Here is a 26,328-nt window from a genome sequence, read left to right on the forward strand (position 1 = left end):
CGCAAGGGCGCCGATAGCGTCAGGCCTTGTTCAGCGCCTGAGCCGCCGCCAGAACCGCGTCCACATGGCCCGGCACTTTTACGCCACGCCATTCCTGGCGCAGTACGCCGTTCTTGTCGATCAGGAACGTGCTGCGATCCACGCCCAGGTATTCCTTGCCGTAGAGTTTTTTCAGCTTGATCACGTCGAACAGCTGGCAGACGGCTTCGTCCTTGTCGCTGATCAGCTCGAACGGAAACTCCTGCTTGCACTTGAAGTTCTCATGGGACTTCAGGCTGTCGCGGGAGATGCCGAAGATTTCCGTGTTGGCAGCCTTGAACGCCGCGTACTGGTCACGAAAGCCCTGGCCTTCGGTGGTGCAGCCGGGGGTGCTGTCCTTCGGGTAGAAGTAGATCACCACTTGCTGGCCCTTGAGGGCGGAAAGGCTGACGGTCTGCCCGCTGGTGGCAGGTGCTTGGAAGTCGGCAACCGGTTGATCGATAGCTACGGCCATGAAGGCTTCCTTACATTGGGTTCTGTGGGCGCCACGGTTCGATCAGGGCATCCAGGTTCATTGCATCGGCGAAGTCCAGGAACTGATCGCGCAGCCAGCTGATCTGGGTGCCGGCCGGCAGAGTCACGGTAAACGTGGCGTTGAGCATGGTGCCGCCGGTCTGCGGTGCCTGATAGGTGTCGCAGGTCAGGTTTTCCAGCTCGACGCTGTGATCCATGAAGAACTGGCACAGTTCATTGATGATGTCCGGACGGTACGCGGCGCTGACGTAAGCCACGTACGGCAACGCGTGCGGGCGATTCTCCAGGGCGGCGCTGCGCACCACGTTGACCGTGAACGCGTGACGTTTGGCCAGGGTCGGCAGGCTGCCTTCGAGGCGCGCCAGGGCGTCCCAGCTGCCGGAGACTTCGAGTACCAGCGCGCTGCATTCGCCGTGACGGGTCAGGCGAGAGGTGACCACGGCGCAGCGGTTTTCATGGCTGGCGCGGCACAGGACGTTGGTCAGCTCCATGGGGTTGGCGCCGAGGGCACTGATGACAAGGAATTGTTCGCGAACTGTGGGGGTGGACATGCAGCATTCCTAAAGCGATGAGCGGTCGGTAGGTTGACGAGCGTTGGCCATCGGGAGGCGCCTGAGCGTGCCCGTTCAGAAAACCCCGGCTCGCGGCTCGCAACTGCTCCAATGATAGCGGGAGCGCGCGAAAGCAACGCTGGAGCGGGGCCTGGAAGGCCGAAAGGGGAGGCTGGAACCCGGCGTACAAGCTGATCGATACCGATCAAAGTCTGAAGGGTAGCGAAAAGCGGCGCCAAGGGGAATGCCGACGGCGCAGTACTTCGCTTGTGCAAGCATCTTGGCGCCAGTACCATTACCGCTCTCTTTTTCCGGCAGGAGCGGTTTCATGATTGCGGGCAGTATGGTGGCACTGGTCACACCCATGGATGCACAAGGGCGTCTTGACTGGGACAGCCTCAGCAAACTCGTGGACTTCCATCTCAAGAACGGCACCCATGCCATTGTCGCGGTCGGTACTACCGGCGAGTCGGCCACGCTTGATGTAGAAGAACACATTGCCGTCATCAAAGCCGTGGTCAAACAGGTCAATGGCCGCATTCCGGTCATCGCCGGCACCGGCGCCAACTCGACCCGCGAAGCCGTCGAGCTGACCCGCAATGCCAAGGAAGCCGGCGCCGATGCCTGCCTGCTGGTGGTCCCGTACTACAACAAGCCGACCCAGGAAGGCCTGTACCAGCACTTCAAGCACATCGCCGAAGCGGTCGACATCCCGCAGATTCTCTACAACGTTCCTGGCCGCACGTCCTGCGACATGCAGGCCGAGACCGTGATTCGCCTGTCCACCGTGCCGAACATCATCGGCATCAAGGAAGCCACCGGCGACCTGAAACGCGCCAAGGCGATCATCGACGGCGTGAGCAAGGACTTCATCGTGCTGTCCGGCGATGATCCGACCGCAGTCGAGCTGATCCTGCTGGGCGGCAAAGGCAACATCTCCGTCACCGCCAACGTCGCTCCGCGCGAAATGGCCGACCTGTGCGAGGCCGCGCTCAAGGGCGACGCCGAAACCGCACGGGCCATCAACGAAAAACTGATGCCGCTGCACAAGGACCTGTTCATCGAAGCCAACCCGATTCCGGTGAAGTGGGCTTTGGTTGAAATGGGCCTGATGCACCAAGGCATCCGCCTGCCGCTGACCTGGCTGAGCGCTCCTTGTCATGAAACGCTGCGCTCGGCCCTGCGCCAGTGCAGCGTCCTGGTTTAATTGAGGAAGTACAACGCATGAAGCGAATGGCCGGACTTTCCGCACTTGCCTTGATTATCTCCAGCACCAGTGGCTGCGGATGGATCTGGGGTCCGGAAGGCTATTTCCGTGATCGTGGCAGCGATTATCTGGAAGCGAAACAGACCGCACCGATGCAACTGCCGCCGGATGTCAGCACCTCCAAGCGTCTGGATCCGCTGCTGCCGATCCCGCGCAACGTAGCCGACGATACCGCTACCGGCGAGTACGTGGTTCCGCGTCCGCAACCGTTGTCGGCCATCGCCGATGCCAGCGACTACTCGCTGCAGAAGAGCGGTGATTCGCGTTGGGTCATGGCCCAGCATCCGCCGGCCGAAGTCTGGCCAGTGGCTTTGCAGTTCTTCCAGGACAACGGTTTCCGTCTGGATGAACAGCGTCCGCAAACCGGCGAGTTCACCACCACCTGGCAGCGTTCGGACGAATTGTCCGCCGCCGTCGCCAAGCGCCTGAGCGCTGCCGGCGTCAGCAGCGACAGCGAAACCCGCGTGCGCGTGCGCATCGAGCCAGGCGTGCAGCGCAACACCAGTGAAGTCTACGTGGTCAGCGCCGAGCGTCCTGCCGGCAGCACCGCCGATGTGGCCTTCACCAACCGTTCGGTCAATACCGGCCTGGACGCGACACTGGTCGACGACATGCTCGCGAGCATGAGCCGTAACGCCGAGAAGGGCGGTTCGGTGTCGATGCTGGCTTCGCGTGACTTCGATGCGCCAAGTCGTGTCAGCCTGAGCGAAGACGGCAGCGGCAACCCGGTGTTGAACGTCGGTTCCGATCTGGATCGTGCCTGGTCGAGCGTCGGTCGCGCACTGGAGCAAGGCGAGTGGCGCGTTGAAGACATCAACCGCAGCCTGGGCCTGTACTACATCAACTTGTCCGAAAAGGCCGAGAAGAAAGACGAGAAGCCAGGTTTCTTCAGCAGCCTGTTCGGCAGCGCGCCGAGCAAGGAAGAAGTTGAAGCCCGTGCCGAGCGTTATCAGGTTCGCCTGAGCAAGGTGGGCGAGAACGTTCAGGTTACCGTCGAGAAAAACATCAACACCGTCGCGCCGGCCGAAGTGGCCCGCAAAGTGTTGAGCGTGATTCAGGACAACCTGGGCTGATCCCATGCGTTTTGCCGTTCTCGACAGCGGTAGCCAAGGGAACGGCACGCTGATCGCCAGTGCTGATACGTATGTGCTGGTGGATTGTGGTTTTTCCCTGCGGGAAACCGAAAAACGCCTGTTGCGCCTGGGTGTGAACCCGGCGCAACTGAGCGCGATACTTGTGACCCACGAACATGCCGACCACGTGCATGGCGTGGGTTTGCTGTCTCGGCGCTACAATCTGCCGGTCTACCTCAGTCGCGGCACGCTGCGCGGGATGCGCAAACCGATTGAACCCACAGGTTTTCTGGCCGGTGGCGAGCAACTGCGAATCGGCGCACTGGACATCGAGGTCATTGCCGTGGCCCACGATGCACAGGAGCCGACCCAGTACGTGTTCAGTGATCGCGAGCAGCGGCGCTTCGGCCTGCTGACCGACCTGGGCTCCTACTGCGAGCGGGTGCTGGAAGGTTATCGGGATCTCGATGCATTGATGATCGAGTCCAACCATTGCCGGGACATGCTGGCGCGCGGTCATTATCCGTACTTTCTCAAGCAGCGGGTGGGCGGCGAGCTGGGGCATTTGAACAACCATCAGGCGGCATTCCTGGTGGCCGAGTTGGGCTGGCAGGGGCTGCAACATCTGGTCCTGGCCCATCTGAGCAGCAAGAACAACCTGCCGCAGCTGGCCCGGCAATGTTTTGTCGACACCCTCGGGTGCGACCCGGACTGGCTGCAACTGGCCGATCAAGATTCAGGGCTCGACTGGCGCCACATCGCCTAGCCCATCTACTTAGCAAGCGGAGCCCATCATGGAAAAACGTGAAGAACTCTACCGCGGCAAAGCCAAATCGGTTTACAAGACCGACGACGCCGACCGTCTGATCCTGCTGTTTCGCAACGACACGTCGGCGTTCGACGGCAAGCGCATCGAGCAGCTCGACCGCAAAGGCATGGTGAACAACAAGTTCAACGCCTTCATCATGCAGAAACTCGAAGCGGCCGGCATTCCGACCCAATTCGACAAGCTGCTGGCCGACAACGAAGTGCTGGTGAAAAAACTCGACATGATTCCGGTCGAGTGCGTCGTGCGTAACTACGCTGCCGGCAGCCTGGTCAAGCGCCTGGGCGTCGAGGAGGGCATGAAGCTCAACCCGTACACCTTCGAACTGTTCCTGAAGGACGACGCCAAGGGCGACCCGTTCATCAACGAATCCCACGTCGTGGCATTCGGCTGGGGCACCGCCGAGCAACTGGCGCGCATGAAAGAACTGTCGCTCAAGGTCAACGAAGTCCTGAGCAAACTGTTCGATGACGCCGGCCTGCTGCTGGTGGACTTCAAGCTTGAATTCGGCGTGTTCAGCGACGGCTCCATCGTCCTGGGCGACGAGTTCAGCCCGGACGGCTGCCGTCTGTGGGACAAGGACACCAAGAAGAAGATGGACAAGGACCGCTTCCGCCAGGGCCTCGGTGACGTCATCGAAGCCTACGAAGAAGTCGCCAACCGTCTGGGCGTACCGCTGTAATCGACGCAAGCATCTGATAGCACGGAAAAAATTTCGCTTGGGGGGTTCGCAACCAGCGAAAGTGTTGTTATGATGCGCGCCGTTGGAGAGATGCCAGAGTGGCCGAATGGGACGGATTCGAAATCCGTTGTACCTTCACCGGTACCTAGGGTTCGAATCCCTATCTCTCCGCCATTATTTGAAAAGCCCCGTAGCTGAGAAGCTACGGGGCTTTTTCGTTTGCGCTGCGCGTAGAGGGCGACCGCTTATGTCGTTGTGTCCGGCATTCTGTTGGGCCTCGGTGAAACCGCCTTCATCACATCATCAATAACCGCCTTCCCCATCGCCGTCAGGAAATGCGCCGCCCAGACGTATCGGTCGGTATTTCTGATGAACGCTGCATCTTCGGCAAGTGCCTTGGCGAGCGCCAACAGATCGGAAGCCTGAGCCAGTGCCTGGCTGACAGGTACGCCCGCGCTGACGTGGAACAGCGGCTGGTCGGAGCAGTAGATGAAGGGGGTGAAGCCGATGGTTTTTTCTTCGGGTGCATCGTGCATGTGCAACTCCTTGACTGTGAGGAGCTGCGACGTTCGTTTCCAAGCGAATGGGTGGTAGCTGTACGCAGGTTGGAAACCGGGAGTCAAGGAGACCGGCACGCCCTAAGGCGTCCCACGCACAACCGCCATAAGACAAATCGCGGGCGAAAAAAACGCCAGCATTTGCGAGGTGGCTGTTGCATGACTCTACGGGTTTCCAAGCCCGGTCGCTGAGTTCGCAGCGACGTCCTGAGAATATCCTGTCGAAAAAAAAGCTAACAAGGCAGTCATTGGCCGGTATGCACAGCTACAGCCCATTCGCACGCAACTCGCGGATTCTGCCTACAAGCTTGTTTTGAGTCACCTGAATATTCTTGTCGATGTGAGTCTCAGGCTCGACAACAGTCAGGAAATACCCAATGAACATGATGAACTACAACGGCTACGCCGCCCGTATTGAGTACCGCGACGAGGACGGCCTATTTGTTGGTCATCTCGCGGGAATAAAGGATGTCGTCGGTTTTCATGGCGAGTCGGTCAACGAACTCCGTAAGGCATTCGAAGAAGCCCTCACAGACTATCTGGAAACCTGCACCCGTCTCGGACGAATAAAAAGAAAGCCCCGTAGATGAGAAGCTACGGGGCTTTTCCGTTTCTGATCCTGTGCAGTTCGATACACCTGCTATTTCTTCTCCAAACTCACCACCTCCCAACTATCATCTGGATCAAACCGTTTCATCGCCTTCGCCACTTTCTCCCCGCCCGGCCCCAGATCCTTCTGAAACACTTGGCCCTCATGGCTGATCATGAAGCTCATCACGCCGGTGTCGTCGTACTTCGCCGGCCAGGCGATCAGGGCGAAGCCGCGACTCATCTTGTCACCAATCAGGTAGCTGTAAGCGCCGCCCGGTGCCGAGGGGCCTTGGGCTTCGAGGATGCGGAAGTGGTAGCCGTGCCAGTCTTCGTCGTTGATGGCCTGGCCGAAGACCGGGCCGAGGGGGCTGATCTGGCCGCTGTCGTCGTCTGGCCAGTAGAGGCCGTCGTGTTTGCCGGGTGTGCTGATGATTTTCTGTGCGTATTCGAGGGCGCCGTCGCCGTCGCGGTCTTCCGAGGCGTAGTCCATCTGGGCGTCGTGGTAAGCCAGCGCCGATTGCACGGCGGCCAGTTCGTTGTGGCCGATGCGGCGGGCGCGGATTTCGGCCTTTGCGGCGTTCATATCGAAGCGCCAGCCGTTTCCGGCCTTGATCAGCGGGATGGGCAGCGTCCAGTGGTCGGGCCCGACGGACAGCACGGCTTTGCTGTCGCCGGTTTTTTCCAGGGTGTGCTGCGCGTGGTATTGAGCCAGAAACGCATCGACGTCGCTGCGCTGCACGCCTTCGCGGGGAATGAAGCTGTGCCATTCCTCGCCGAGCAGTTCGGTCAGGCGTTTCTGGTCGGCGTGTTCGGTGCCGAGGGCTTCGACGAAGGCGTCGACAGCTTTTTCCGGGGTTGGAAAGGCCTGTTGGGCGGCAGCGAGGCTCGACCATGCGAGGCCGAGGGCGAACGCCAGGCAGCCCTTGATAAAAGATTGAGTGTTCATCGGCGGCCACCTCCTCTCTGACGCATCGGTGCGGATGGCCGGTTGATCTGATGGCCGGCGGCGCGGGAGGTGTTGGGGCGTTGCGCGGAAATCTGGCTGGCCCGGCCACGGTCGGCCTGTTGCCGGGTCTGCGATGGTGAGCGGGCGCCGGCGAAGGCGTTGTTGCGAGCGCTGCCTGCACTGGCGGCCGGGCGGTTTTGTGCAGTCTGACGTGCCTGAGGCGTGCGACTTTCACGCTGACTGGCGCCGGGCTGCCGGACATCCCGCGTATTGTCTTGAGCCCGATCGGCCGTCCGAGGCCGATCCGTACCTCCTTGCATACGGTTTCCCGCATTGGCGGATTGCGCTGCCCGTGCCCGATCACGTGCTTCCAGATTGCTGGTGGCCGGGCGCTCGATACCAGCCCTGTCCATGGAGTTACGCGCCTTTTCCCGAGCCTGGGCGCGCTGCGCAGTGTCCCCGCGATAGGCTTCCCGCTGAGCGGCGCCGTCCAGTTGGCGGCCGTATTGGCTGCGGCTGCGATTGTCCCGATAAGGGACGCCGTCGCGGTGAACGGCGTTGTGTTGCCATTTGTTCTGGTTATTGGTGATCCGGTTGTTGCCGTTGATGTTGTTGTAGCGGTTCACATCGATGTCGATGTCGTTATTACCCCAGTCACAGTCACCCCATAACGACGCGACAATCGCCACGCCGGTGCCGAATGCCAGCCCGGCCATCAATGCCTGGCCTGGGTAATACGCGGGCGGTGGCGGGTAGTAAACCGGCGGCGATGCCGGGTACGGCCAGGTGCCGTAGGTGGTGGTCGGGTTGTAGGTCGGGACGTACACCACCTGCGGGTCGGCCGGTTGAATGATGATGGTGGAGCTGCTGGCGGCGGGCGCGGATGCCGGAGCAGCGGTCGGTGCAGGTGCCGGTGCCGGTGCCGCAACGTTCTGTACCGTCACATTCTGATATTGATTGCTCTGCAGATTGCCCGCTGCCTGGGCCTGATGCCGCAAACGCTGCACGCCGTCCATGAGGTCGTCGGGCTGTGCCAGAAACGCATCACCCAGGCGTTGCACCCAGACTGGGTCCTGTCCCAGCGTTGCCAGCACCTGCGGAAATGCCACCAACGCTTGCACGCTGGGGTCCCATGGCTGAGTCGCCACTTGCTTGACCGCGTCATCGCCCTTGGCCTTCGGGTTGGCCTTGGACCAGGTCACGGCTTCTGCCACTTCTCCCGGATACGTTGCCGCCATCAGAACCTGCGCCAGCAGTGGATCCGGATACAGCGCAATCGGCGCCAGCATCTGATCCAGCTGTTCCTGGGTAAACACCGCGTCTTTGGCAGGCGCCGTGGCGGGGGCGGAGTCGGAAGCATTCGACGGGGGATCCGCCGCTCGCAGCAATCCCGGCGCTGCGCTCAAAGCGAACACGACTGACACGGCGTACAAGAACGAAATGTGCATGACCGCTTCCCTACGTCGATTGGCAGGCTGAAACGAGCGAGGCATGAGCCGTCGGCAATGAATGCCGCTGATGGAGAATGGTTCGCTATTGGCGTTCCGTCAAAATCCTGCACAGGCTTTTTCGCAATAAGCACGTTGCCCACCGAACGCCGCTTGTTCACTTGCGTTTTGCGATAAATGACTAAACTTTCCTGTTCCAGGTCATGCGATGCCAGGAGGCCCTGGCAGCCACTTCAACCCTAGAGGTCCGGTCATGGCAAAAGGCAAGAAGAAAGACGCTACCCGCGACACACCTCCCGAGCAGACGAAGCTGTCGAACAAGGACTACCTGAGCGAATTGCGCAGACTGCATGTCGAGTTGGTGAAAATGCAGGAATGGGTAAAGGCCGAAGGGATCAAGATCTGCATCATCTTCGAAGGCCGGGACGGGGCGGGGAAGGGCGGGACAATCAAGGCCCTGACTGATCGGGTCAGTCCACGGGTGTTTCGCGTGGTGGCGCTGCCGGCGCCGACCGATCGCGAAAAGAGCCAGATGTACATTCAGCGCTATCTGCCTTACTTGCCGGCGGCCGGTGAAGTGGTGATCTTCGATCGCAGCTGGTACAACCGCGCCGGGGTCGAGCGGGTGATGGGGTTTTGCACGGACAAACAGGTCGACAAGTTCCTCAAGACCGTACCGCTGGTGGAACGAGCGGTGGTCGGCTCGGGGGTGATCCTGCTCAAGTACTGGCTCAACGTCAGCGCCGAGGAGCAGACCCGGCGACTGCAAGAACGTATCGCCGACGGCCGCAAGATCTGGAAACTGTCGCCCATGGACCTCAAGTCCTACAGCCGCTGGTATGACTACTCCAGGGCGCGGGACGAGATGATCGAGGCGACCGACACCGATTACGCACCTTGGCTGGTGGCCAATTCGAACGACAAGAAACGTGCGCGCCTCAATATCATCTCCGACCTGCTCAGCCGCATTCCCTACAAGGAAGTGCCACGGGAAAAGGTGACATTGCCCAAGCGGCAGAAACCGGGCGGTTACAAGGAAACGGATTATCCGTTCAAGAACATCCCCGAAAGGTTCTGAATCAGGTTGGCCGCAGCTGCCCGAATCGGCGGGCAGCCCGGCGCCTGGCGTGTTTTCTAGATCTCCCTGACCGGCGTTTCCCCCTGCACGCCCTTGATCAGTTCGATCACATGCAGGCAATCCGCCTTGTTCACATACGACTCGCCACTGGCGATCGTCTCGTGATTGCCCGCCCTCAGCCTCCAGCGCCATTGGCCTTTGCCGGTGCTCAGGGTGCCTTTGGATTGCCTGTAAATCTCGAAATACATTCTGTTCGCTCCATGCGATTGGGATATGGCGACAACCTGTGTGACGCACCGTCGCAAGCCTAGCGGAGCCTCGTCATTTGGCTATCGAGGATTTGTTTCCAATCGTTGGCGAATGTTTCTGCGAAGCGCGGCCCAGAGCACACGGAACGGCCTCCGGATTGGCCGGAACGCCCTCGTCTCGACCTTGCATGACACTCGGGGGTGCTGCTTAATACGGGGCGGCTCATGGCGTCGAAGCGGTTTCGGCGACCGACTATCACTATAAAAAAAGAGCAGTCCCTTGACTCATCCGCACGGCACGCCAAACGCGGGGCAGGTGACGTTGTCGCTGGTGGTTCCCGTATTCAACGAAGAGGACAGCCTTGACGGTTTCCTCCTGCGCATCCAGCAGGTTTTCGAGCGCAAAGCGCTGATCGACCTGGAACTGGTGTTCGTCAATGACGGCAGCACCGACGCCACGCTGGAGCGCCTGTTGCAGCGTCAACAGAGCGATTCGCGCCTGCGCATCGTCGATCTGAGCCGCAATTTCGGCAAGGAAGCGGCGCTGTCCGCCGGACTGCACACGGCCAGCGGCCAGATCGTGGTGCCGATCGATGTCGACCTGCAGGACCCGCCGGAAGTCATCCTGCAGATGATCGAACGCTGGCGTGAGGGCTTTGAAGTGGTCCTCGGTCACCGGATCAGCCGCCGCAGCGATACCTGGGCCAAACAGACGTCGGCCCACTGGTTCTATCGCTTGCACAACAGAATCGCCGAACAGCCATTGCCCGAGGACGTCGGCGATTTTCGCCTGATGGATCGTTGTGTGGTGGATGCCTTGCTGACGCTGCCCGAGTCCCGACGCTTTATGAAAGGCTTGTTCGCCTGGGTCGGTTTCCGCACCACTCATGTTGAATACGAACGTCCCGAACGGGTGACGGGCAAGAGCAAGTTCAACGGCTGGCGGCTGTGGAATTTTGCCCTCGAAGGCATTACCAGTTTCAGCACCGAACCGTTGCGGGTCTGGACGTATCTGGGGGCGCTGGTGTCGTTGGTGTCCTTTGCGTTCGCCATGTTCATCGTGGTGCGCACGCTGATCTACGGTATCGATCTGCCCGGATATGCCTCGCTGATGGTCGCAGTGACCTTCCTTGGCGGTTTGCAGTTGATCGGCATCGGTGTCCTCGGCGAATACCTGGGCCGCACGTATATCGAAGCGAAACGCCGACCGGTTTTCCTGGTGCGGCGTATTTACGATCCCAAGGATTGACCATGGATCTCAAGGAAACCGACATCCTCGGCGACAGCATCGCGGAGCATTGGTACTACTGCTCGAAAGCGGCGGCGACCACACGGATGCTGGGCGACGCATCGATCAAACGCATTCTCGACGTGGGCGCCGGCTCCGGATTTTTCTCCCACCATTTGCTGACTCACAGTGCCGCGCGCGAAGCCTGGTGCGTGGACATCAGCTACCCGGCCGACTCCAGCGCCAGCACGGCCGGCAAACCGGTGCATTACCGCCGTTCGGTCGATGCGCTGGACGCCGATCTGGTGTTGCTGATGGACGTGCTGGAACACGTCGACGACGACCTCGGCCTGCTCAAGTCCTACGTCGACAAAGTGCCGTCCGGCAGCCGTTTCCTGATGACCGTACCGGCGTTCCAGTTCATGTGGAGCGGTCATGATGACTTTCTCGAACACAAACGCCGCTACACGCTGGCGCAGTTCGAAACCCTGGCCGGCGATGCCGGATTGACGGTGCAGCGGGGCGCGTATTTCTTTGGCGCGGTGTTCCCGATTGCGGCGGCGCTGCGCCTGCTGCCCAGTGCTGCGAAAGGGGCGCCGCCGCGCTCGCAACTCAAGCGCCATCACCCGTGGGTCAATGCGCTGCTCAAAACCCTGTGCAGGCTTGAGCTGCCATGGATGGCCGGCAATCGCCTGGCGGGGCTGAGCGTGTTCGTGCTGGCGCGCAAACCGTGACCGCAACCGAAAGGGCGGCGTTGATCCAGCGTGGTTTGCGCTTTGCCGTGACCGGTGTGTTCGTCACCGCGCTGCATGCGCTGGTGGCGGTGCTATTCATCAACTTCGTCAGCCCTCATCCGCCGTTGGCCAATGGTGTGGCGTTCGTCGTGGCGACGGTGGTGTCTTATGTGATCAACACGACCTGGAGTTTTTCTGCCCGATTGCACGGCAAGACCCTGCGGCGTTTCCTGTTGGTGTCGGCCGGTGGTTTTGTACTGGCGATGTTGGTCGCGTGGGCGGCGCAACTGGCCGGTTTGCATTATCTGGCGGGGATCGTTGCGGTGGCGCTGACGATCCCGGCCTTCACCTTTGTGTTGCACAACTTCTGGACGTATCGATGACAGATTCATCCAGGCATCCGGCGTTGGGTCTGTTGCCTTTGCTGTTCGGTGTGCTGACGTTTTTCTGGGTCATCGGGCCGCAAGCGCTGAATCCGCAAAACATCGCCTGGCTGGAGCAGGGCGATACGGCGACGCACTACCTGGGCTGGGCATTTTTCCGGCACTCGCCATGGACATTTCCCCTCGGGCTCAACCCGTCCTATGGACTGGAGCTGGGCAGCGCGATCATTTTTTCTGACTCCAATCCGCTGTTGGCGTTGCTGTTCAAACCCTTCAGTGCGTGGTTGCCACCGACTTTCCAATACTTCGGCCTGTGGTTGCTGGGGTGTTTTGTCCTGCAAGCCTGGTTTGGCTGGAAACTGCTGGGGCTGATCACGGCCAATCCCTGGATTCGCCTGCTGGGAACCGGGCTGCTGGTGTTCTCGCCACCACTGTTTCTGCGCATGGGCTGGCACCCTTCGCTGGCGGGGCATTTCCTGATTCTGGCGGCGCTGTACCTGGCGTTGCTGCCGAATTTGCAGCGTCGCTATCTGGCCTGGGGGACGTTGTTGGCGGCGACGGCGTTGATTCATGCCTATCTGCTGGCGATGGTGGCGCTGATCTGGGTGGCGGATCTTCTCGGTCAGGCATTCAGCCGACGTCTGACCCTGCGCCACAGCCTGACCGAAGGCGTGGCGCTGTTCGCGCTGGTGAGCCTGTGTTGCTGGCAGGCCGGGTATTTCAGCATTGCCGACGGCGCGGCGTCCGGCGGTTTCGGCTTGTACCGGATGAATCTGTTGGCGCCGGTCGATCCGGCGGGCTGGTCGTTGCTCCTGCCAAATCTGCCGCAGGCCAGCGGGGACTATGAAGGCTTCAACTATCTGGGCCTGGGCGTGCTTTTGCTCGTGCCGCCGGCGTTGCTCGCGTGGCTTGGAAACCGGCAACCGTTGAAGGAGCAAATGCGCGCTCGCCGCTGGTTGGTGCTGGCGTTGCTCGGGTTGTGGCTGTTCGCGCTGTCGAACCAGATCGGCATCGGCGGGTGGACGATTCACTATCCGCTGCCGGAAAAAATCATCGGCCTGGCGAGTATCTTTCGGGCCTCGGGGCGGATGTTCTGGCCGGTGTTTTACGGGTTGATCCTCACGCTGATTTTTCTCGTGGTGCGGGGGTATCGACCGCGCGTCGCCATCTCGTTGCTGGCGCTGGCGCTGCTGATCCAGATCGTCGACACCCGCGACGGTTGGATGGGTCTGCGCGAGGGGAAAATGACCGCATCCTCCTCGACCTGGAACAGCCCGATGGGCGACCCGTTCTGGACCAGCGCCGCCGCGCATTACCCGAATGTGCGCAGCCTGATGCCGCAGAATCAGGCCGAGCGCTGGCAGATGATTGCCGGGTTCGCAGCAACCCACGGCCTGCACACCGATGCGGTTTACCTGGGACGCATGAGCGTCTCGGCGCTGGCGCGGGCACAGCAGAGCGCGCGACAGATGCTCGACTCGGGTCACTACGGCAGCGATTCGCTGTACATCCTCGATGACGACGCTCTGGCCGATGCCGCCAAGACCATCAACAGCGACGCCGATCTGCTGACGCGGGTGGACGGCCTGGCGGTATTGGCGCCAGGCTGGAAGCGCTGCGCAGCGTGTCTGCCGATGCAGGATGAGGGGCGTAGCATATCGCTGATTCCACTCACGCATCCGGGGCAGGTGCTGACGTTCAATTACAGCAGCCGCCAGTTGACCCACGGCTGGGCGACGCCGGAAAGCTGGGGCACCTGGTCCAACGGTCGGCAGGCGCAGATCGCATTGCGGGTGCCCCCTCAGGCGCGAGGGCTGGTGATCGACGCCCTGGCATTCATCCAGCCGCAGCACGCAGCGCAACGGGTGATCGCCAGCCTGAACGGCGAGCCGGTGCTGTCCACGCAACTGACGCAACTTCAGGGCAACCGGCTGGAGCTACCGATCAGCCCCGCGATCCGTCAGCGGCTCAAGGACGATGACCGGCTGAATATCGAGTTGCAATTGCCGGACGCCATCAGCCCTCAGGCGCTGGGCATCAACGATGATGCGCGTCTCATGGGCCTGGGCCTGAAGACCTTGACGGTGTATTGACCATCGTCGCGATGGACGCCGCCCCCAAGGCCTTTCTACACTGCCTGACATCTGGGGACAGGGGGGCAATGGATGAACCGCAACGAACTTCGCAAGGCCGATATCAACCTGATGGTGGTGTTCGAGACATTGATGCTCGAACGCAACGTGACGCGGGCTGCCGAGAAACTGTTTCTCGGCCAGCCGACCATCAGTTCGGCGCTCAACCGCTTGCGCACGATGCTCAACGATCCGTTGTTCATCCGCGTCGGTCACCGCATGGAGCCGACGGCCCGCGCCGAAGATATTTTTCGCCATCTGAAACCGGCGCTGGATTCGCTGTCGGTGGCGCTGAGCCTGACCCGCGATTTCGACCCCGCCGTCAGTACCATGACTTTCCGCATCGGTCTGTCCGATGACGTCGAATTTGGGCTGCTGCCACCGCTGTTGCGCGCGCTGCGTCAGGAAGCGCCAAGCGTGGTGTTCGTGGTGCAGCATGTCGATTATTGGCGGATTCCCGATCTGCTGGCGTCCGGCGAGATCACTGTCGGTATCAGCCAGACCCGTGGCCTACCGGCCAACGCCAAGCGCAAGTTGTTGCGGCATATCCTGCCGAGCATCCTGCGCGCCGATGCCTCTGACACGCCGCTGACCCTCGATGAATATTGCGCACGTCCCCATGTGCTGGTTTCCCACACGGCCAACGTCAGCGGTTACGCCGATGAATGGCTGGCGGACATTGGCCGCACTCGTCAGGTGGTATTGTCGGTGCCGCAGTACAGCTCGTTGCCGGCGCTGCTGGCCGGCACCGATCTGATTGCCAGCCTGCCGGACTACACCGCCGAAGCCATGGCCGCCTCCGGGCTGTTGTTCAAGGAGCCGTTCCCGTTCAAGACCCCGACCCTGGACCTGTCGATGGTCTGGCTCAGCCACGTCGACAGCGACCCGGCCGAGCGCTGGCTGCGTTCGCGGCTGGAAGCGTTCATGAGCGAGCGGCCGCTGCAGCACGCCATTTAGAGGCTGTGATATACCTACGCCCTTTTCGCCGATCCGATGGAGCACCGACATGCCACACCTGCACATGGAATACACCGCCAACCTGCCGCAGTTGAACGCCGACGTGGCGTTGATCCGGCTCAATAACACTTTGGTGGGGTCCGGTCAGTTCGCGGCGGAGTTCGATATCAAGAGCCGGGCAGTCAAGGTGGAAACCTTCAAGGTCGGCACCGGCATCGGCGAGCGCGGTTTCGTGCATGTGAAGCTCGCGCTGCTCAGCGGACGTTCGCCGGAGATCAAGAAGCAACTGTCGCAAAGCCTGCTGGCCGTGTTGCAGGAACTGTGCGAATGGCCGGCCGGGGTCGAAGTGCAGTTGTGCGTGGAACTGCTCGACATCGACCGTGAGTCCTACAGCAAGACTGCCATCGGCGTGTAGGACTCAGGCGGCCTGCAATTCCTCGCAGGTCTTGACGATCTGCTCGCGCAGCCAGACGTTGGCGCTGTCCTGTTCGACGCTCTGGCTCCACTGCATGTCGAGGCTGAACCCCGGCAAGCCATTCGGCGCCTCACAGTGATTGAACACCGCCTCGTTGGTCAGCAGCCGCTGGATCCGCCGGGGCAGGGTGAGGATGAAGTCGGTGCCGGTGATCATCTTCAATGCCGCGCTGTAGCTGTTGGAGCGGGCGACGATCTGACGCTTCTGTGCCTGTCGCGCGAGCCAGCCATCGACCATGTTGGTGGTGGACGTCCACGGCGTCGGAAACACATGCCGGCGCTCGGTGAAGGCTTGCAGGCTCAGGCGCGGCTCCAGCGGCGTGGCGCGTTTGTCGAAGACGCAGACCAGATCATCTTCCAGCAGCATCCGTGATTTCAGGTCGGCATGGCTGCGGTGGAAGTGCGGGCCGAAACAGATCACCAGATCGAGACTGCCATCGCGCAGTTCCTCGGCGGGCACGTCGGTTTCGAACTTGTGCATGTTGACCATCACCGGCAGGTCATCGAAGTCGAAGCGCTTGAGCAGTCGCGGCAGGATCAGTTGTTCGAAGTATTCCGGGGCGCAAATGTTGAAGGTGACTGCTTGGGCGGTCGGGTCAAAGGTCGGCGCGCCGGCGTGACACAGGTTGATGCTTTCGAGGATTTTCCGCACATGGTCGTACATGCTGCTGGCCTTGTAGGTCGGGCGCATGCCGGTGCGGGTGTTGACGAACAAGTCGTCCTCGAAGCTGGTGCGCAGCTTTTTCAGGCAGTAACTGACGGTGGACTGGCTGACGAACAGCGCCTCCGACACGTCGGTGACGCTGCTTTGCTCATACACGGCGACAAACACCATGAGGTCCTGCATGTCGAGCTTTCGAAGCAAGTTACTGTTCAGCATCCGTTCTGTCTCGCTTGGCTCCTTGCGCTGAATCCGCGCAAACGTGTGCGCATGATCGTAACGGAACGATGGTGCCAGGAGAAACCCCTGTAGGACGTTTCACGTTCAGTTGTGGGACAGAAAGTTTTAGCAACACGACGCTGCAAACCAATCCGCTGAAAGATGGCCAGAAGCCTTTAGCCAGAGCGGGCAGAAACGCCTTTCAGCGAATGTGGCTCGGGTAATCCCGGGGATTGAAGCGCAGCGCGATTAGCAGCATCACCAGCATCACCCCGGTCAGCGACCACCAGGCCCATTCGAAACTGCCCAGCCGATCACGGATTACCCCGGCCAGCAGCGGCGAGAGCCCTGCGATCAAATAACCGATGCCTTGCACGAACGCGGTCAGGCCACCGGCGCGTTGCGGATGGTCGAGGTGATCGAGGGACACGATCAGGCTCATCGGGAACAACCCGCCGATCCCCAAACCGAGCAGGCACGGCCAGAGCAGGCTCAGAGACTGCGGGCTGAGGGTCAGCCCGCAGAAACCGGCGACGATCAGCCCCAGCAGAACCATCAACACCCGACGTCGGTCGCGGCTGCGATTGGCGATGGCTGGCACCACCAGGCCGGAAATCACCTCCATGGCCGTCAGAAAACCCAACAGCAGTCCGGCGTTTTGTTCGCTCCAGCCCTTTTCCACGTAGTACGGCGCCAGCCAGGCGAGCACGCAGGTGTAGGACGCGGTGCCCAGGCCGAAGAAGATGGCGAGCAGCCAGGCGCGGGAATTGCGCAGGAAGGATTCTTTTCTGACCGGCGCGCTGGCAGCGACTGGCGGGTTTGTGCGCTGCGTCCACCAAAACAGCAGGGCCAGCAACGCCAGGGTCGCCCAGATCGCCAGGCCGACACGCCAACTGCCGGTATGCCGCAACACTTGCGGTGCGAACGCGGCAGCAAGTGCCGCGCCACCCATGATCGACGTGACGTACAGGCCCATGCACAACGCAACGTTGTCGGGGAAGCGCGACTTGATCAGCGCCGGCATCAGGGCCTGAATCAATGCGATGCCGATCCCGGCGAGAATCGCACTGGCGATCAACTCCGCCGCCGTGTCGAGAAACAGTCGGGACATCGTCGCCACCCCGATAATCAGCAACGACAACAGCACCGTGCGCTGCTCGCCCAGGCGCTGGCTGATGCCGATGCCGAAAAACATCGCCAGCCCCATGGCCATCACCGGCAGCATGGTCAGCAGCGACGCGAGGCTGAAACTCAGCGGGATATCGCCGCGAATCGCCGAGAGCAGCGGACCGACCGCCGCCATCGACGGGCGCAGGTTGAGGGCGACCAGAACAATGCCGAGCATCAACCAGGCAGCGGGGCGGGACGTGGCGCGAGCGATTTCCATCTTCAGACCTGTGTGCGAGAGGCTGTCGATTAGGCGCGTGCGGGGGCGGGGCCGGCAAACCAGAAAGTCCCGGGCAGTATTTAAAAACTCGATAACACTCTGCTGCTCCTGTGCAGGCCGCCAGGAATGGCTGATGCAGTTCCCCTCTGTGGGAACGGGCTCGCTCGCGAAGGTGGTGGGTCAAGCGAGTCAGTCAAACCTGCCGGCCCCACAAGTAAGGGGTAAATCAATTGAATCAATCCAGAACCATTCTCAAATACTCCATCCGATTCGGGTTAATACCGCGAGCCAACTAATCGTTGGCTTCTTTTTCACAAAATATTGATGGTTGCCTGCCTAAAGTTTGTGTCGCTTTAGTCAATGAAATTTTCACAATTGACGGCAGCGTTTCTTTTCAGGAAATAACCCCACACTATGTTGAAGTTAAAAGCCGTGCGCCCGGAATGGGTGACGTTGTTGGCCAGTGCCTTTCTTTTGCTCGGATTCAATGCCGTACTCTGGCAACACCTGTTCGAGATCACTGCGACGGACGGCAAGGGCCTGGTAATGCGGGCGGCTTTCGGCGTGATGATCTTCGCTGCATTCAACGTGGTGCTGACATTGCTGGCCTTCCGTCCGGTAATGAAACCGCTATTGACCTTGATATTTTTAATCAGCGCTGGCGTGGCTTATTTCATGAGCCAGTACGGTGTATTGATTGATGCGGGCATGTTTCGCAACTTTGCGGAAACCAATGCCACGGAAGTTCGTGACCTGCTGTCGTTGAAGTTATTCGCTTATTTATTGTTTCTCGGTGTCCTGCCGTCCTGGTTATTGTGGAAGTTGCCTATCAATTATCGGCGCTGGCATCGGGAGCTGTTCAGCAAAGTGCTGGTAAGTGTGGCGTCGGTGGCGGTCATTGGTGGTGTGGCACTGATCAACTATCAGGGCTTGTCTTCGCTGTTTCGCAATCACCATGAGCTGCGCCTGATGCTGGTGCCGAGCAACTACATTGGCGCATCGGCCGGTTACCTGCGTGAGCAAGTGGTGTCCGCGCGGCAGCCGTTCATCAAGATCGCTGAAGATGCCCGGCGCAACCCGGAACTGCAAAATCACCCGCGCAAATCCCTGACGGTGCTGGTGGTCGGCGAAAGTGCCCGGGCCGAGAACTTCGGCATTCTCGGTTATAACCGCGATACCACGCCCGAGCTGGACAAGGAAGCAGGCCTGATCGCGTTCACCGATGTGCATTCCTGCGGCACTGAAACCGCTGTTTCGGTGCCGTGCATGTTCTCCAACATGGGCCGCAAGGATTACGACGCCAGCAAGGCAAAACATGAAGAAGGTTTGCTGGATGTGCTCAAACGCGCCGGTATCGACGTGATCTGGCGCGACAACCAGTCTGGCTGCAAGGGCACCTGCGACCGGGTCACCTTGCAGGATGTCAGCAATCTGAAGGACCCGGCGCTGTGCGCCAACAGCGAATGCCGCGACGAAATTCTCCTGCAAGGGCTGCAGAGTTTCATCGACAACCTGGACAAGGACACCGTGCTGGTTCTGCACCAGATGGGCAGCCACGGCCCGGAATACTTCAAGCGGTATCCCAAGGCGTACGAGCATTTCACCCCGGTGTGTGAAAGCAACGCGCTGAACAATTGCAGCCGCGAAAGCATCGTCAACGGGTACGACAACACGCTGGTGTACACCGACCATGTGCTGGCGAGCCTGATCGACGTGTTGCGCGCCAATCAGCACAAGGTCGACACCGCCATGCTCTACCTGTCCGATCACGGCGAGTCGCTGGGTGAGTACAACCTGTTCCTGCACGGCACGCCGTACATGCTGGCGCCGGAGCAGCAGAAGCATGTGGCGATGCTGGCGTGGTTTTCCGACAGCTATCAGAAGGCCTACTCGGTCGACACCCATTGCCTGCAAATGAGCCGCGACAAGCCGCTGAGCCAGGACAACCTGTTCCACTCCATGCTCGGCCTGCTGGAGGTACATAGTTCGGCGTATCACCAGGATCTGGACATGTTCGCCGGTTGTCGTGGTGCGGTGATCGACGGGGTGTTGGCCAAGGACTGAGCCTGCGGACACGTTCTGTCAGACTATTCTTGCTCTCACGCAGGAGATTTCATCAAAGCTCCTGCCCTGTAGAGGCGCGGAAAGCGCCGGCGGCGATATATACTGCGCGCCATTCTTCAAGGGAGAGCCGTGTGGCCATCGATATTCACTGGATTCGCGACAACGATAGCCTCGCGCGGTTTTGCGCCGAGTGGCAGCAGTTGCCCTTCGTTGCCCTCGACACCGAATTCATGCGGGTCGACACCTTTTATCCGATTGCCGGCCTGTTGCAGGTTGGCGACGGCAAACGCGCCTACCTGATTGATCCGCTGACCATCGACGCCTGGCAACCGCTGGCCGCGTTGCTGGAGAACCCGGCGGTGCTCAAAGTCCTGCACGCGTGCAGCGAAGACCTCGAAGTCCTGTTGCGCCTGACCGGCAGCCTGCCGGCGCCGCTGTTCGACACGCAACTGGCCGCCGCTTACCTGAACCTCGGTTTTTCCATGGGCTATTCGCGGCTGGTGCAGGAAGTGCTGGGCATCGAGCTGCCCAAGGGCGAGACCCGTTCCGACTGGCTGCAGCGTCCGCTGTCCGACACCCAGATCAGCTATGCCGCCGAAGATGCCGTGCATCTGGCGGAAGTTTTCGTACAACTGCGGCCGAAGCTGTCTGACGACCGATTCGCCTGGGTGCTGGAAGACGGAGCCGAACTGGTCGCCAACCTGCGGCGCGAAACCGATCCTTACGAGGTGTACCGCGACGCCAAGCTGGCGTGGAAGCTGTCCCGGGCACAACTGGCGGTGCTGCGAGAGCTGTGCGCCTGGCGTGAGCGCGAGGCCCGTGCCCGTGACCTGCCGCGTAACCGCATCGTGCGCGAACACTCGCTGTGGCCGCTGGCCCGCACGCAACCGGACAACCTCGGGGCGCTGGCGAAAATCGAAGACATGCACCCGCGTACCGTGCGTCAGGACGGCGAATTTCTGCTTGATCTGATCAAGCGCTCTGGCAGTGTGGGGCCTGATCAATGGCCGCCGGCCATACCTGAGCCGTTGCCGATCGAGGCTGCCGCACTGATCAAGCAACTGCGCGCGCTCGGGCAGGCCGAAGCCGAACGCCTGGGCATCGCGCCGGAACTGATGCTGCGCAAGAAAACCCTCGAAGCGCTGGTCAAAAGCGGCTTCCCCGAGGGGCCTTACCAATTGCCTGATTCGCTGCGTGGCTGGCGCCGCGAATTGATGGGCCAGAAGCTGCTCGACAGCCTGGCCACCGCCGGAGAACAGCCTTGAAACGTATTTGCTCCATTTATCAAAGTTCGAAGAAGGCCGGCATGTACCTCTACGTGCTCAAGAGTGACGCGCTGGAGCGGGTGCCGGAAGCCCTGTTGGCTGCGTTCGGCAAGGCCAGGCACTCCTTTGACCTGGTGCTGACCCCCGAGCGCAAACTGGCGAGCGAAGACATCACCGTGGTCCTGGAAAACCTCGAGAAGCAGGGTTATCACCTGCAAATGCCGCCGGCCGAGGAGGAGTACATCGAACACCTGCCCGAAGAGTTGCTGCGACGCAACGACCCGGTCTGATCCACGAGGCCCCGTCCTGGGGCCTTTTGTAACCCTGGAATTGTTTTTACGGCGACGACCGCCCCGATGCTGGCGGCCGTCTGCACGGCTTGCGAAAGGTTTGAAGATGCGCGTTCTGATTGCTGAACACGACCACGCGATATACGCCCGGCTGCTGCGTCAGGCGGCTCCGGAGCTTGAAGTGATGACCAGCGGCGATTCCGCCGAGCTGGCCCGTCAGGCCGTTGACTGTCCGGTGTGGCTGGGGCAACCGGACCTGCTGGCGACCCTGCTGCGCCAGGGCCATCAGCCGCAATGGTTGCAATCGACCTGGGCCGGTATTACCCCGTTGCTGGCCGATGGCTTGCGCCGCGACTACCGGTTGACCCGGGCGGTGGGGATCTTCGGTCAGGTGATGGCCGAATATGTCCTGACCTACATGCTCGGTCACGAGCGCGAAGTGCTGGCACGGCTGGTCAGTCAGGTCGAGCGCAAGTGGGACAGCCGCACCGGCCAGAGCCTGGCCGGGCGCAAGGTGCTGATCGTCGGCACCGGTGACATCGGTCAGAGCGTGGCGCAGTTCCTGCGGCCGTTCGGGGTCGAGTTGTATGGCATCGCCAGCAGCGCCCGTGAGCAGGAACCGTTCGTGGAAGTCGGCTCGATGGCGGACTTGCCACGGCTGGTGGGCGAGGTGGATTACGTGGTCAATCTGCTGCCCAACACCGAGCACACCCACGACATTTACGACGCAGCGCTATTCAAGCAATTCAAACCGACCGGGTTGTTCATCAACGCCGGGCGCGGTGTGGCAGTGGTCGATGCGGATCTGGTGGCCGCATTGAAGGAAGGCCATCTGGCCGGCGCGGTGATCGACGTCTGCCGTCAGGAGCCGTTGCCGCAACGTCATCCGTTCTGGACCGCCTGGGGCTTGCTGCTGACCGGGCACAGCTCGGCGCCGACATCGCCGGCGATGATGGTGCAGTTGTTTGTCGAGAATCTGAAGGCCTGGCAGGTGGGCGAGGCGTTGCGCGGGGAAGTGGATTTCACCCGGGGTTATTGAGTTTCCCCACACCCAGAAGTGGGAGCGGGCAAGCCCGCTCCCACCGTTGTTTTTGCGCTGCGGCTCAGAGGGTGAAGTCGCCTTCGGCCGCCGTTTCGTTCAGCGGACGACGCGGGCTTGGCTCTTCGCGCGCTTGCAGGTAGTCCGCCAGGGTCGCCTTGTCGCCCAGCTTGCCCACGGCAACTGCCGCGTGCAGCGCGTAACCTTCAGGAATCTTCAGCTCCTTGCGGGTCAGCTCCTGATCGAAACCGGCCATGCCGTGGGTGTGCCAGCCGCTGATGCTCGCTTGCAGCGCCAGGTGGCCCCAGGCCGAACCGGTGTCGAAGGTGTGCCACAGCGCCGGGGTTTCTTCGCTGGCGCCCGGTGCGGTGAACGTGGTCTTGGAGATCACGATCACCAGTGCCGAGGCGTGTTGCGCCCAGGCGCGGTTGAATTCGTTGAGCAGACCCAGGTAACGCTCCCAGTTCGGCGTGTCGCGGCGTGCGTAGAGAAAACGCCACGGCTGCGAGTTGTAGGCCGACGGCGCCCAGCGCGCGGCTTCGAAGAAGCTCAGCAGGGTTTCTTCGGGAATCGCTTCGCCGGTGAAGGCGCGGGGTGACCAGCGATCGGTGAACTGCGGGTGAATGGCGTAATCGGCAACGCGAGGGTTGGCACTCATCGAGAGATTCCTTGCTGTGTTCGAGTAAAAGTCGAAATGAAAACCCGGCGGGATCAGTTGGGCTGAACGATGGGGTCTGGCGCAGGCCTGCAGTTCACCGGAATGCAACGCGGTCGAGCGTTAATGGCACGCCGGTCAGGGCTTGCGATGCCTGGCAAAACTACTTGGCCGCGCAAAAACTGACAAGTGCCGCGCAACCGGCAGTCGCCGGCGCTTGGCCCGCAAGGCCTTGGGCACTAGACTGGCGGCCTTTTCACCACCTGATGTTGATGCTTGAGCCATGGCCGCCAAAGTCGAACCGTTCTGGATACGCAAAACCCTCGATCAACTCGATCTGGAGGAATGGGAATCGCTGTGCGACGGCTGTGGTCTGTGCTGCCTGCAAAAACTCGAGGATGAGGACGACAACAGCGTCTATTACACGCGAATCGCCTGCAAACTGCTGGATCTGAAAACCTGCCAGTGCAGCGATTACCCGAACCGGCGTGAGTTTGTCCCGGACTGCATCCAGCTCACCCCGGGCCAGGCCGAAGAGTTCAAATGGCTGCCGCCGACCTGCGGCTATCGACTGGTCAGCGAAGGCAAGGATCTGCCACTGTGGCACCACCTGGTCTGCGGCGACCGCGATGCGGTACACCACGAGCGGATTTCCCAGTCCGGGCGCATGCTCGCCGAGGGCAGCGTGCCGGAAGAAGACTGGGAAGATCATCTGATTTTCCGGGCGGGCTGAAGGTACTGATTCACGAAGGAGTGTGTATGGCTGGGGGACGGCGCCACGCGCTGATCGTCGGACTGCTGGCGCTGAGCGCGCCGGTGTGGGCGGCGAAGAAGGTCGATCTGGATTATCACGTGCGCCTGTTGCCGCAAAGCGATCAGGCTGAGGTGCGCCTGACTCTGGCCAAGGGCGAGGCGGTGCGCAGCCTCGATTTCGACCTCGGCGATGGCAGCCATTACAGCGACTTCAAGGCCGACGGCCAGTGGCAACTGACGCCGGGCAAGCAGGCTCGTGGGGTGTGGCGTCCGGCGGCGGACAAGGCCAGCCTGACCTACCGCGTGCGCATCAGCCACGGCCGCAAGAGCGGCAGTTTCGACACCCGCATGACCCCGACCTGGGCGCTGATGCGCGGCGATGAACTGGTGCCGCCGGCCAGACTCGATCAGCAGGATGGCATCGAGCTGATCTCGCGCCTGCAATTCGAACTCCCCGAGGGCTGGAAAAGCGTCGAAACCGCCTGGCCGCGCATCGGCAAGAACAAATTCCGCATCGACAACCCGTCACGGCTGTTCGACCGCCCGACCGGCTGGATGCTCGCCGGGCATCTTGGCAGCCGTCGCACGCGCCTGGGCGAAACCGAAGTCACCGTGGCCTCGCCGCAGGGGCAGGGCATGCGGCGGATGGACGTACTGACCTTGCTGACGTTTGTCTGGCCGCAGGTGCAAGCGGTGTATCCGCGTCACCCGGGCAAACTGCTGATCGTCGGTGCCAACGACCCGATGTGGCGCGGTAGCCTGGCGGCGCGCGAATCGATTTACCTCAACACGCGTTTGCCGCTGGTCAGCGAAAGCGGCAGCAGCGCCGTGGTGCGCGAGTTGGCCCAGGTGTTCGGGCGGATCAACGACGAGCAGCGCAGCGACTGGATCAGCGAGGGGTTTGCCGAGTACTACGCCATCGAACTGGTACGCCGCGCCGGTGGCATGAGCGATGAGCGTTATCAGGCGTTGCAGGCGAAACTGGCGAAGGACAGCCAGAACGTCACGACCTTGCGCGGCGAACAGGTCAGCCCGGCGCAGCTGTCAAAAACGGTTCTGTTGATGCAGGAACTGGATCGCGAGATTCGTTTGCAGACGCGCAACAAGCGCTCGCTGGATGATGTGTTGCGTGGCGCGATGCATTTGGGACGGGTCGACACCAAGGAGTTCGTGCAACTGGCCGAGAGCGTCATTGGCGAGTCGTCGAAGGTTCTGGATACCGCGTTGCTTCAGTAAAGACGTCTTCGCGGGCGAGCCCGGCGCCCACAGAGATTACTCAACCCGTGGGAGCCGGGCTCGCTCGCGAAGGGGTCATCGGCCTTGGCGCAGATTGCGCATCAAACCCCGGCTTTCGGCGACTTCACCGAATCATTCCCGGTCACCGTCGCGGTACTGGTCGCCGCTTCGGCATTGGCCTTCAGCTTGCTCAATTCCTCACCGGCCCGCTCGATTTTGGCGCGCACGTTGTTCATGTCCTGACGGCTTTTTTCCAGCAGGCTTTTGACCGAGCTGTGCCCGGTGATGCCACGGGCCATGGCCACGCCGCCAATCGCCACCTGAATCAGACCGAACACGCCGCCACGGCGCAGGCCCTTGCCGACCATCAGCACACCGCCCGCCAGCGAGCCGATGCGCTCCCAGCCTTCGACGTTCTGTTCGGAACGGCTCTGGAAAGGGGTGGATTCGATACGTTCGACGCGTTTGAGCTCGGTCATGATCTTTCTCCAGGCAATGCGTAATGGATAGATAAGCTGACTGCCGCAGCTGTCAGCTCGTTCCATCGAATGTGCGGCGCTTCAGCGGAATTTCGGCCCGGAGCGGGTGTTCAGGCCCTTGGCCATGCGGTCGTAGAGCACGACGTTGACCGTGGCGGCGAGGTTCATGCAGCCGGTGGTCGGGATGTACACCACGTCTTCGCACCAGTCGCGGATTTCTTTATCCAGCGAGCCGTCTTCCGGACCGAAGATGTACAGGGCGCGATCCGGGTGGGTGTATTCCGGCAGCGGGCGGGCGCCGTCGACGAGTTCCACGGCCACCGGCACGCAATTGAGCGGCAGGATCTTTTTCAGGTCATCGATGCCGATCAGCGGGATGTCGTAGTGCACACGCTTGGTGTCGGTGACGAAATCGGCGGCGCGCTCATAGCGCTTGCCGGTGTAGAACACGGACGCCACGCCATAACAGCCTGCGGCGCGCATCACCGAACCGACGTTCTCCGGTGACTTGGGGTTATACAAACCAATGCAGCTGTACCGTTTGTCTGCCACGAGCGGGGTGCCTTCGGGAAAAAGAGGGCGATTATACGGG

Annotated in this window: 28 protein-coding genes, 1 tRNA gene and 1 pseudogene; 19 read left to right on the plus strand and 11 right to left on the minus strand. The window is 61.2% G+C overall.

The features are described 5' to 3' along the window. Positions 1-19 precede the first annotated feature (19 nt). The gene (locus N8H74_RS19495) at positions 20-493 is read right to left on the minus strand and encodes a peroxiredoxin (RefSeq protein WP_217831414.1); all 474 of its coding nucleotides are present in this window, start codon (positions 491-493) and stop codon (positions 20-22) included. 10 nt (positions 494-503) lie between these two features. Further along, a complete protein-coding gene (locus N8H74_RS19500; protein WP_217831413.1) occupies positions 504-1,064 on the minus strand; it encodes a glycine cleavage system protein R in 561 nt (186 codons plus the stop codon). Between the two features lie 328 nt (positions 1,065-1,392). Between N8H74_RS19500 and dapA the strand changes: the two genes are divergently transcribed. The 5 genes from dapA to N8H74_RS19525 all read left to right on the plus strand — a co-directional run bounded on the left by dapA (position 1,393) and on the right by N8H74_RS19525 (position 5,086). Continuing rightward, entirely contained in the window at positions 1,393-2,271 is an 879-nt protein-coding gene (dapA, locus tag N8H74_RS19505) for a 4-hydroxy-tetrahydrodipicolinate synthase (protein WP_217831412.1), read from the plus strand. Between the two features lie 17 nt (positions 2,272-2,288). Further along, positions 2,289-3,404, plus strand: coding sequence for an outer membrane protein assembly factor BamC (bamC, locus tag N8H74_RS19510; protein WP_217831411.1), 1,116 nt, complete (start codon positions 2,289-2,291; stop codon positions 3,402-3,404). A 4-nt stretch (positions 3,405-3,408) separates the two neighbouring features. Continuing rightward, the gene (locus N8H74_RS19515; RefSeq protein ID WP_262149572.1) at positions 3,409-4,170 is read left to right on the plus strand and encodes an MBL fold metallo-hydrolase; all 762 of its coding nucleotides are present in this window, start codon (positions 3,409-3,411) and stop codon (positions 4,168-4,170) included. A 28-nt stretch (positions 4,171-4,198) separates the two neighbouring features. Then, a complete protein-coding gene (gene purC, locus N8H74_RS19520; RefSeq protein ID WP_007958019.1) occupies positions 4,199-4,912 on the plus strand; it encodes a phosphoribosylaminoimidazolesuccinocarboxamide synthase in 714 nt (237 codons plus the stop codon). Between the two features lie 84 nt (positions 4,913-4,996). Continuing rightward, a tRNA-Ser gene (locus N8H74_RS19525) sits at positions 4,997-5,086 on the plus strand. A 71-nt stretch (positions 5,087-5,157) separates the two neighbouring features. Here N8H74_RS19525 and N8H74_RS19530 read toward each other — a convergent pair. Further along, complete coding sequence (locus N8H74_RS19530) at positions 5,158-5,448, minus strand: DUF3077 domain-containing protein (protein WP_262149575.1); 291 nt, start codon at positions 5,446-5,448, stop codon at positions 5,158-5,160. Positions 5,449-5,846: 398 nt separating this feature from the next. Here N8H74_RS19530 and N8H74_RS19535 point away from each other — a divergent pair. Then, a pseudogene (locus tag N8H74_RS19535) lies at positions 5,847-6,056 on the plus strand (type II toxin-antitoxin system HicB family antitoxin); the annotation flags it as partial. A 53-nt stretch (positions 6,057-6,109) separates the two neighbouring features. On the opposite strand, the gene N8H74_RS19540 reads toward N8H74_RS19535, so the two are convergent. After that, positions 6,110-7,006 carry a DUF2950 domain-containing protein gene (locus N8H74_RS19540; protein ID WP_262149577.1) on the minus strand — a complete coding sequence of 299 codons (897 nt, stop codon included), beginning with the start codon at positions 7,004-7,006 and terminating at the stop codon, positions 6,110-6,112. Beyond that, a complete protein-coding gene (locus N8H74_RS19545) occupies positions 7,003-8,454 on the minus strand; it encodes a DUF3300 domain-containing protein (protein WP_262149579.1) in 1,452 nt (483 codons plus the stop codon). The genes N8H74_RS19540 and N8H74_RS19545 overlap by 4 nt, the downstream gene beginning before the upstream one ends. 253 nt (positions 8,455-8,707) lie before the next feature. Between N8H74_RS19545 and ppk2 the strand changes: the two genes are divergently transcribed. Continuing rightward, on the plus strand, positions 8,708-9,532 hold the full coding sequence (ppk2, locus tag N8H74_RS19550) for a polyphosphate kinase 2 (protein ID WP_217831404.1): 825 nt from the start codon (positions 8,708-8,710) through the stop codon (positions 9,530-9,532). 56 nt (positions 9,533-9,588) lie between these two features. Here the strand turns inward: ppk2 and N8H74_RS19555 are convergent, their stop codons facing one another. Next, positions 9,589-9,780, minus strand: a complete 192-nt coding sequence (locus N8H74_RS19555) for a DUF1508 domain-containing protein (RefSeq protein ID WP_217831403.1) — start codon at positions 9,778-9,780, stop codon at positions 9,589-9,591. 280 nt (positions 9,781-10,060) lie between these two features. On the opposite strand from N8H74_RS19555, the gene N8H74_RS19560 reads away from it, so the two are divergent. The 6 genes from N8H74_RS19560 (at position 10,061) to N8H74_RS19585 (ending at position 15,629) form a co-directional block, all read left to right on the plus strand. Then, complete coding sequence (locus N8H74_RS19560) at positions 10,061-11,029, plus strand: glycosyltransferase family 2 protein (RefSeq protein WP_262149583.1); 969 nt, start codon at positions 10,061-10,063, stop codon at positions 11,027-11,029. 2 nt (positions 11,030-11,031) lie between these two features. Further along, the gene (locus tag N8H74_RS19565) at positions 11,032-11,742 is read left to right on the plus strand and encodes a class I SAM-dependent methyltransferase (protein WP_262149586.1); all 711 of its coding nucleotides are present in this window, start codon (positions 11,032-11,034) and stop codon (positions 11,740-11,742) included. After that, positions 11,739-12,125, plus strand: coding sequence for a GtrA family protein (locus tag N8H74_RS19570; RefSeq protein ID WP_217831400.1), 387 nt, complete (start codon positions 11,739-11,741; stop codon positions 12,123-12,125). Before N8H74_RS19565 ends, N8H74_RS19570 begins: the two co-directional genes overlap by 4 nt. Continuing rightward, a complete protein-coding gene (locus tag N8H74_RS19575) occupies positions 12,122-14,218 on the plus strand; it encodes a DUF6311 domain-containing protein (RefSeq protein ID WP_262149588.1) in 2,097 nt (698 codons plus the stop codon). Before N8H74_RS19570 ends, N8H74_RS19575 begins: the two co-directional genes overlap by 4 nt. Before the next feature lie 72 nt (positions 14,219-14,290). Then, complete coding sequence (locus tag N8H74_RS19580; RefSeq protein ID WP_217831398.1) at positions 14,291-15,214, plus strand: LysR family transcriptional regulator; 924 nt, start codon at positions 14,291-14,293, stop codon at positions 15,212-15,214. A gap of 49 nt (positions 15,215-15,263) precedes the next feature. Then, positions 15,264-15,629 (plus strand): 5-carboxymethyl-2-hydroxymuconate Delta-isomerase, encoded by a 366-nt coding sequence (locus N8H74_RS19585; protein ID WP_262149590.1) that lies wholly within the window; start codon positions 15,264-15,266, stop codon positions 15,627-15,629. A gap of 3 nt (positions 15,630-15,632) precedes the next feature. On the opposite strand, the gene N8H74_RS19590 is transcribed toward N8H74_RS19585, so the two are convergent. Together N8H74_RS19590 and N8H74_RS19595 are read right to left on the minus strand one after the other, a co-directional pair. Further along, entirely contained in the window at positions 15,633-16,568 is a 936-nt protein-coding gene (locus tag N8H74_RS19590) for a LysR family transcriptional regulator (protein ID WP_262149592.1), read from the minus strand. Positions 16,569-16,770: 202 nt separating this feature from the next. Further along, positions 16,771-17,955 (minus strand): cyanate transporter, encoded by a 1,185-nt coding sequence (locus tag N8H74_RS19595; RefSeq protein ID WP_262149594.1) that lies wholly within the window; start codon positions 17,953-17,955, stop codon positions 16,771-16,773. A 414-nt stretch (positions 17,956-18,369) separates the two neighbouring features. On the opposite strand from N8H74_RS19595, the gene N8H74_RS19600 reads away from it, so the two are divergent. The 4 genes from N8H74_RS19600 (at position 18,370) to N8H74_RS19615 (ending at position 22,613) form a co-directional block, all read left to right on the plus strand. After that, a complete protein-coding gene (locus tag N8H74_RS19600; protein ID WP_262149596.1) occupies positions 18,370-20,019 on the plus strand; it encodes a phosphoethanolamine--lipid A transferase in 1,650 nt (549 codons plus the stop codon). Between the two features lie 131 nt (positions 20,020-20,150). Further along, on the plus strand, positions 20,151-21,284 hold the full coding sequence (rnd, locus tag N8H74_RS19605; RefSeq protein WP_217831393.1) for a ribonuclease D: 1,134 nt from the start codon (positions 20,151-20,153) through the stop codon (positions 21,282-21,284). After that, positions 21,281-21,574 (plus strand): YcgL domain-containing protein, encoded by a 294-nt coding sequence (locus tag N8H74_RS19610; RefSeq protein WP_217831392.1) that lies wholly within the window; start codon positions 21,281-21,283, stop codon positions 21,572-21,574. Before rnd ends, N8H74_RS19610 begins: the two co-directional genes overlap by 4 nt. A gap of 106 nt (positions 21,575-21,680) precedes the next feature. Then, the gene (locus tag N8H74_RS19615; RefSeq protein WP_262149599.1) at positions 21,681-22,613 is read left to right on the plus strand and encodes a D-2-hydroxyacid dehydrogenase; all 933 of its coding nucleotides are present in this window, start codon (positions 21,681-21,683) and stop codon (positions 22,611-22,613) included. 64 nt (positions 22,614-22,677) lie between these two features. Here the strand turns inward: N8H74_RS19615 and N8H74_RS19620 are convergent, their stop codons facing one another. Beyond that, positions 22,678-23,271: a nitroreductase family protein gene (locus tag N8H74_RS19620; RefSeq protein WP_217831390.1), complete on the minus strand. Its 594-nt coding sequence runs from the start codon at positions 23,269-23,271 to the stop codon at positions 22,678-22,680. Between the two features lie 280 nt (positions 23,272-23,551). On the opposite strand from N8H74_RS19620, the gene N8H74_RS19625 reads away from it, so the two are divergent. Both N8H74_RS19625 and N8H74_RS19630 read left to right on the plus strand, forming a co-directional pair. Beyond that, positions 23,552-24,001, plus strand: a complete 450-nt coding sequence (locus N8H74_RS19625) for a YcgN family cysteine cluster protein (protein ID WP_217831389.1) — start codon at positions 23,552-23,554, stop codon at positions 23,999-24,001. A 26-nt stretch (positions 24,002-24,027) separates the two neighbouring features. Next, a complete protein-coding gene (locus N8H74_RS19630; RefSeq protein WP_262149602.1) occupies positions 24,028-25,257 on the plus strand; it encodes a hypothetical protein in 1,230 nt (409 codons plus the stop codon). Positions 25,258-25,358: 101 nt separating this feature from the next. Here N8H74_RS19630 and N8H74_RS19635 read toward each other — a convergent pair whose 3' ends face one another. Both N8H74_RS19635 and N8H74_RS19640 read right to left on the minus strand, forming a co-directional pair. Then, complete coding sequence (locus tag N8H74_RS19635) at positions 25,359-25,736, minus strand: DUF2892 domain-containing protein (protein WP_217831387.1); 378 nt, start codon at positions 25,734-25,736, stop codon at positions 25,359-25,361. 81 nt (positions 25,737-25,817) lie between these two features. Continuing rightward, entirely contained in the window at positions 25,818-26,288 is a 471-nt protein-coding gene (locus tag N8H74_RS19640) for an RNA methyltransferase (protein ID WP_046816778.1), read from the minus strand. Positions 26,289-26,328 lie beyond the last annotated feature (40 nt).

Source organism: Pseudomonas sp. B2M1-30, assembly GCF_025447575.1.
Taxonomy (GTDB): domain Bacteria; phylum Pseudomonadota; class Gammaproteobacteria; order Pseudomonadales; family Pseudomonadaceae; genus Aquipseudomonas; species Aquipseudomonas botevensis.

What these genes read in the sequence shown, in the direction of transcription:
- N8H74_RS19615 (WP_262149599.1), top strand. Translation starts at nt 21,681, where the DNA reads ATGCGCGTTCTGATTGCTGAACACGACCACGCGATATACGCCCGGCTG.
- N8H74_RS19620 (WP_217831390.1), bottom strand. Translation starts at nt 23,271, where the DNA reads ATGAGTGCCAACCCTCGCGTTGCCGATTACGCCATTCACCCGCAGTTC.
- dapA (WP_217831412.1), top strand. Translation starts at nt 1,393, where the DNA reads ATGATTGCGGGCAGTATGGTGGCACTGGTCACACCCATGGATGCACAA.
- N8H74_RS19530 (WP_262149575.1), bottom strand. Translation starts at nt 5,448, where the DNA reads ATGCACGATGCACCCGAAGAAAAAACCATCGGCTTCACCCCCTTCATC.
- N8H74_RS19500 (WP_217831413.1), bottom strand. Translation starts at nt 1,064, where the DNA reads ATGTCCACCCCCACAGTTCGCGAACAATTCCTTGTCATCAGTGCCCTC.
- bamC (WP_217831411.1), top strand. Translation starts at nt 2,289, where the DNA reads ATGAAGCGAATGGCCGGACTTTCCGCACTTGCCTTGATTATCTCCAGC.
- N8H74_RS19540 (WP_262149577.1), bottom strand. Translation starts at nt 7,006, where the DNA reads ATGAACACTCAATCTTTTATCAAGGGCTGCCTGGCGTTCGCCCTCGGC.
- N8H74_RS19585 (WP_262149590.1), top strand. Translation starts at nt 15,264, where the DNA reads ATGCCACACCTGCACATGGAATACACCGCCAACCTGCCGCAGTTGAAC.
- N8H74_RS19515 (WP_262149572.1), top strand. Translation starts at nt 3,409, where the DNA reads ATGCGTTTTGCCGTTCTCGACAGCGGTAGCCAAGGGAACGGCACGCTG.
- N8H74_RS19555 (WP_217831403.1), bottom strand. Translation starts at nt 9,780, where the DNA reads ATGTATTTCGAGATTTACAGGCAATCCAAAGGCACCCTGAGCACCGGC.
- purC (WP_007958019.1), top strand. Translation starts at nt 4,199, where the DNA reads ATGGAAAAACGTGAAGAACTCTACCGCGGCAAAGCCAAATCGGTTTAC.
- N8H74_RS19625 (WP_217831389.1), top strand. Translation starts at nt 23,552, where the DNA reads ATGGCCGCCAAAGTCGAACCGTTCTGGATACGCAAAACCCTCGATCAA.
- N8H74_RS19630 (WP_262149602.1), top strand. Translation starts at nt 24,028, where the DNA reads ATGGCTGGGGGACGGCGCCACGCGCTGATCGTCGGACTGCTGGCGCTG.
- ppk2 (WP_217831404.1), top strand. Translation starts at nt 8,708, where the DNA reads ATGGCAAAAGGCAAGAAGAAAGACGCTACCCGCGACACACCTCCCGAG.
- N8H74_RS19600 (WP_262149596.1), top strand. Translation starts at nt 18,370, where the DNA reads ATGTTGAAGTTAAAAGCCGTGCGCCCGGAATGGGTGACGTTGTTGGCC.
- N8H74_RS19595 (WP_262149594.1), bottom strand. Translation starts at nt 17,955, where the DNA reads ATGGAAATCGCTCGCGCCACGTCCCGCCCCGCTGCCTGGTTGATGCTC.
- N8H74_RS19545 (WP_262149579.1), bottom strand. Translation starts at nt 8,454, where the DNA reads ATGCACATTTCGTTCTTGTACGCCGTGTCAGTCGTGTTCGCTTTGAGC.
- N8H74_RS19580 (WP_217831398.1), top strand. Translation starts at nt 14,291, where the DNA reads ATGAACCGCAACGAACTTCGCAAGGCCGATATCAACCTGATGGTGGTG.
- N8H74_RS19635 (WP_217831387.1), bottom strand. Translation starts at nt 25,736, where the DNA reads ATGACCGAGCTCAAACGCGTCGAACGTATCGAATCCACCCCTTTCCAG.
- N8H74_RS19495 (WP_217831414.1), bottom strand. Translation starts at nt 493, where the DNA reads ATGGCCGTAGCTATCGATCAACCGGTTGCCGACTTCCAAGCACCTGCC.
- N8H74_RS19575 (WP_262149588.1), top strand. Translation starts at nt 12,122, where the DNA reads ATGACAGATTCATCCAGGCATCCGGCGTTGGGTCTGTTGCCTTTGCTG.
- N8H74_RS19565 (WP_262149586.1), top strand. Translation starts at nt 11,032, where the DNA reads ATGGATCTCAAGGAAACCGACATCCTCGGCGACAGCATCGCGGAGCAT.
- N8H74_RS19590 (WP_262149592.1), bottom strand. Translation starts at nt 16,568, where the DNA reads ATGCTGAACAGTAACTTGCTTCGAAAGCTCGACATGCAGGACCTCATG.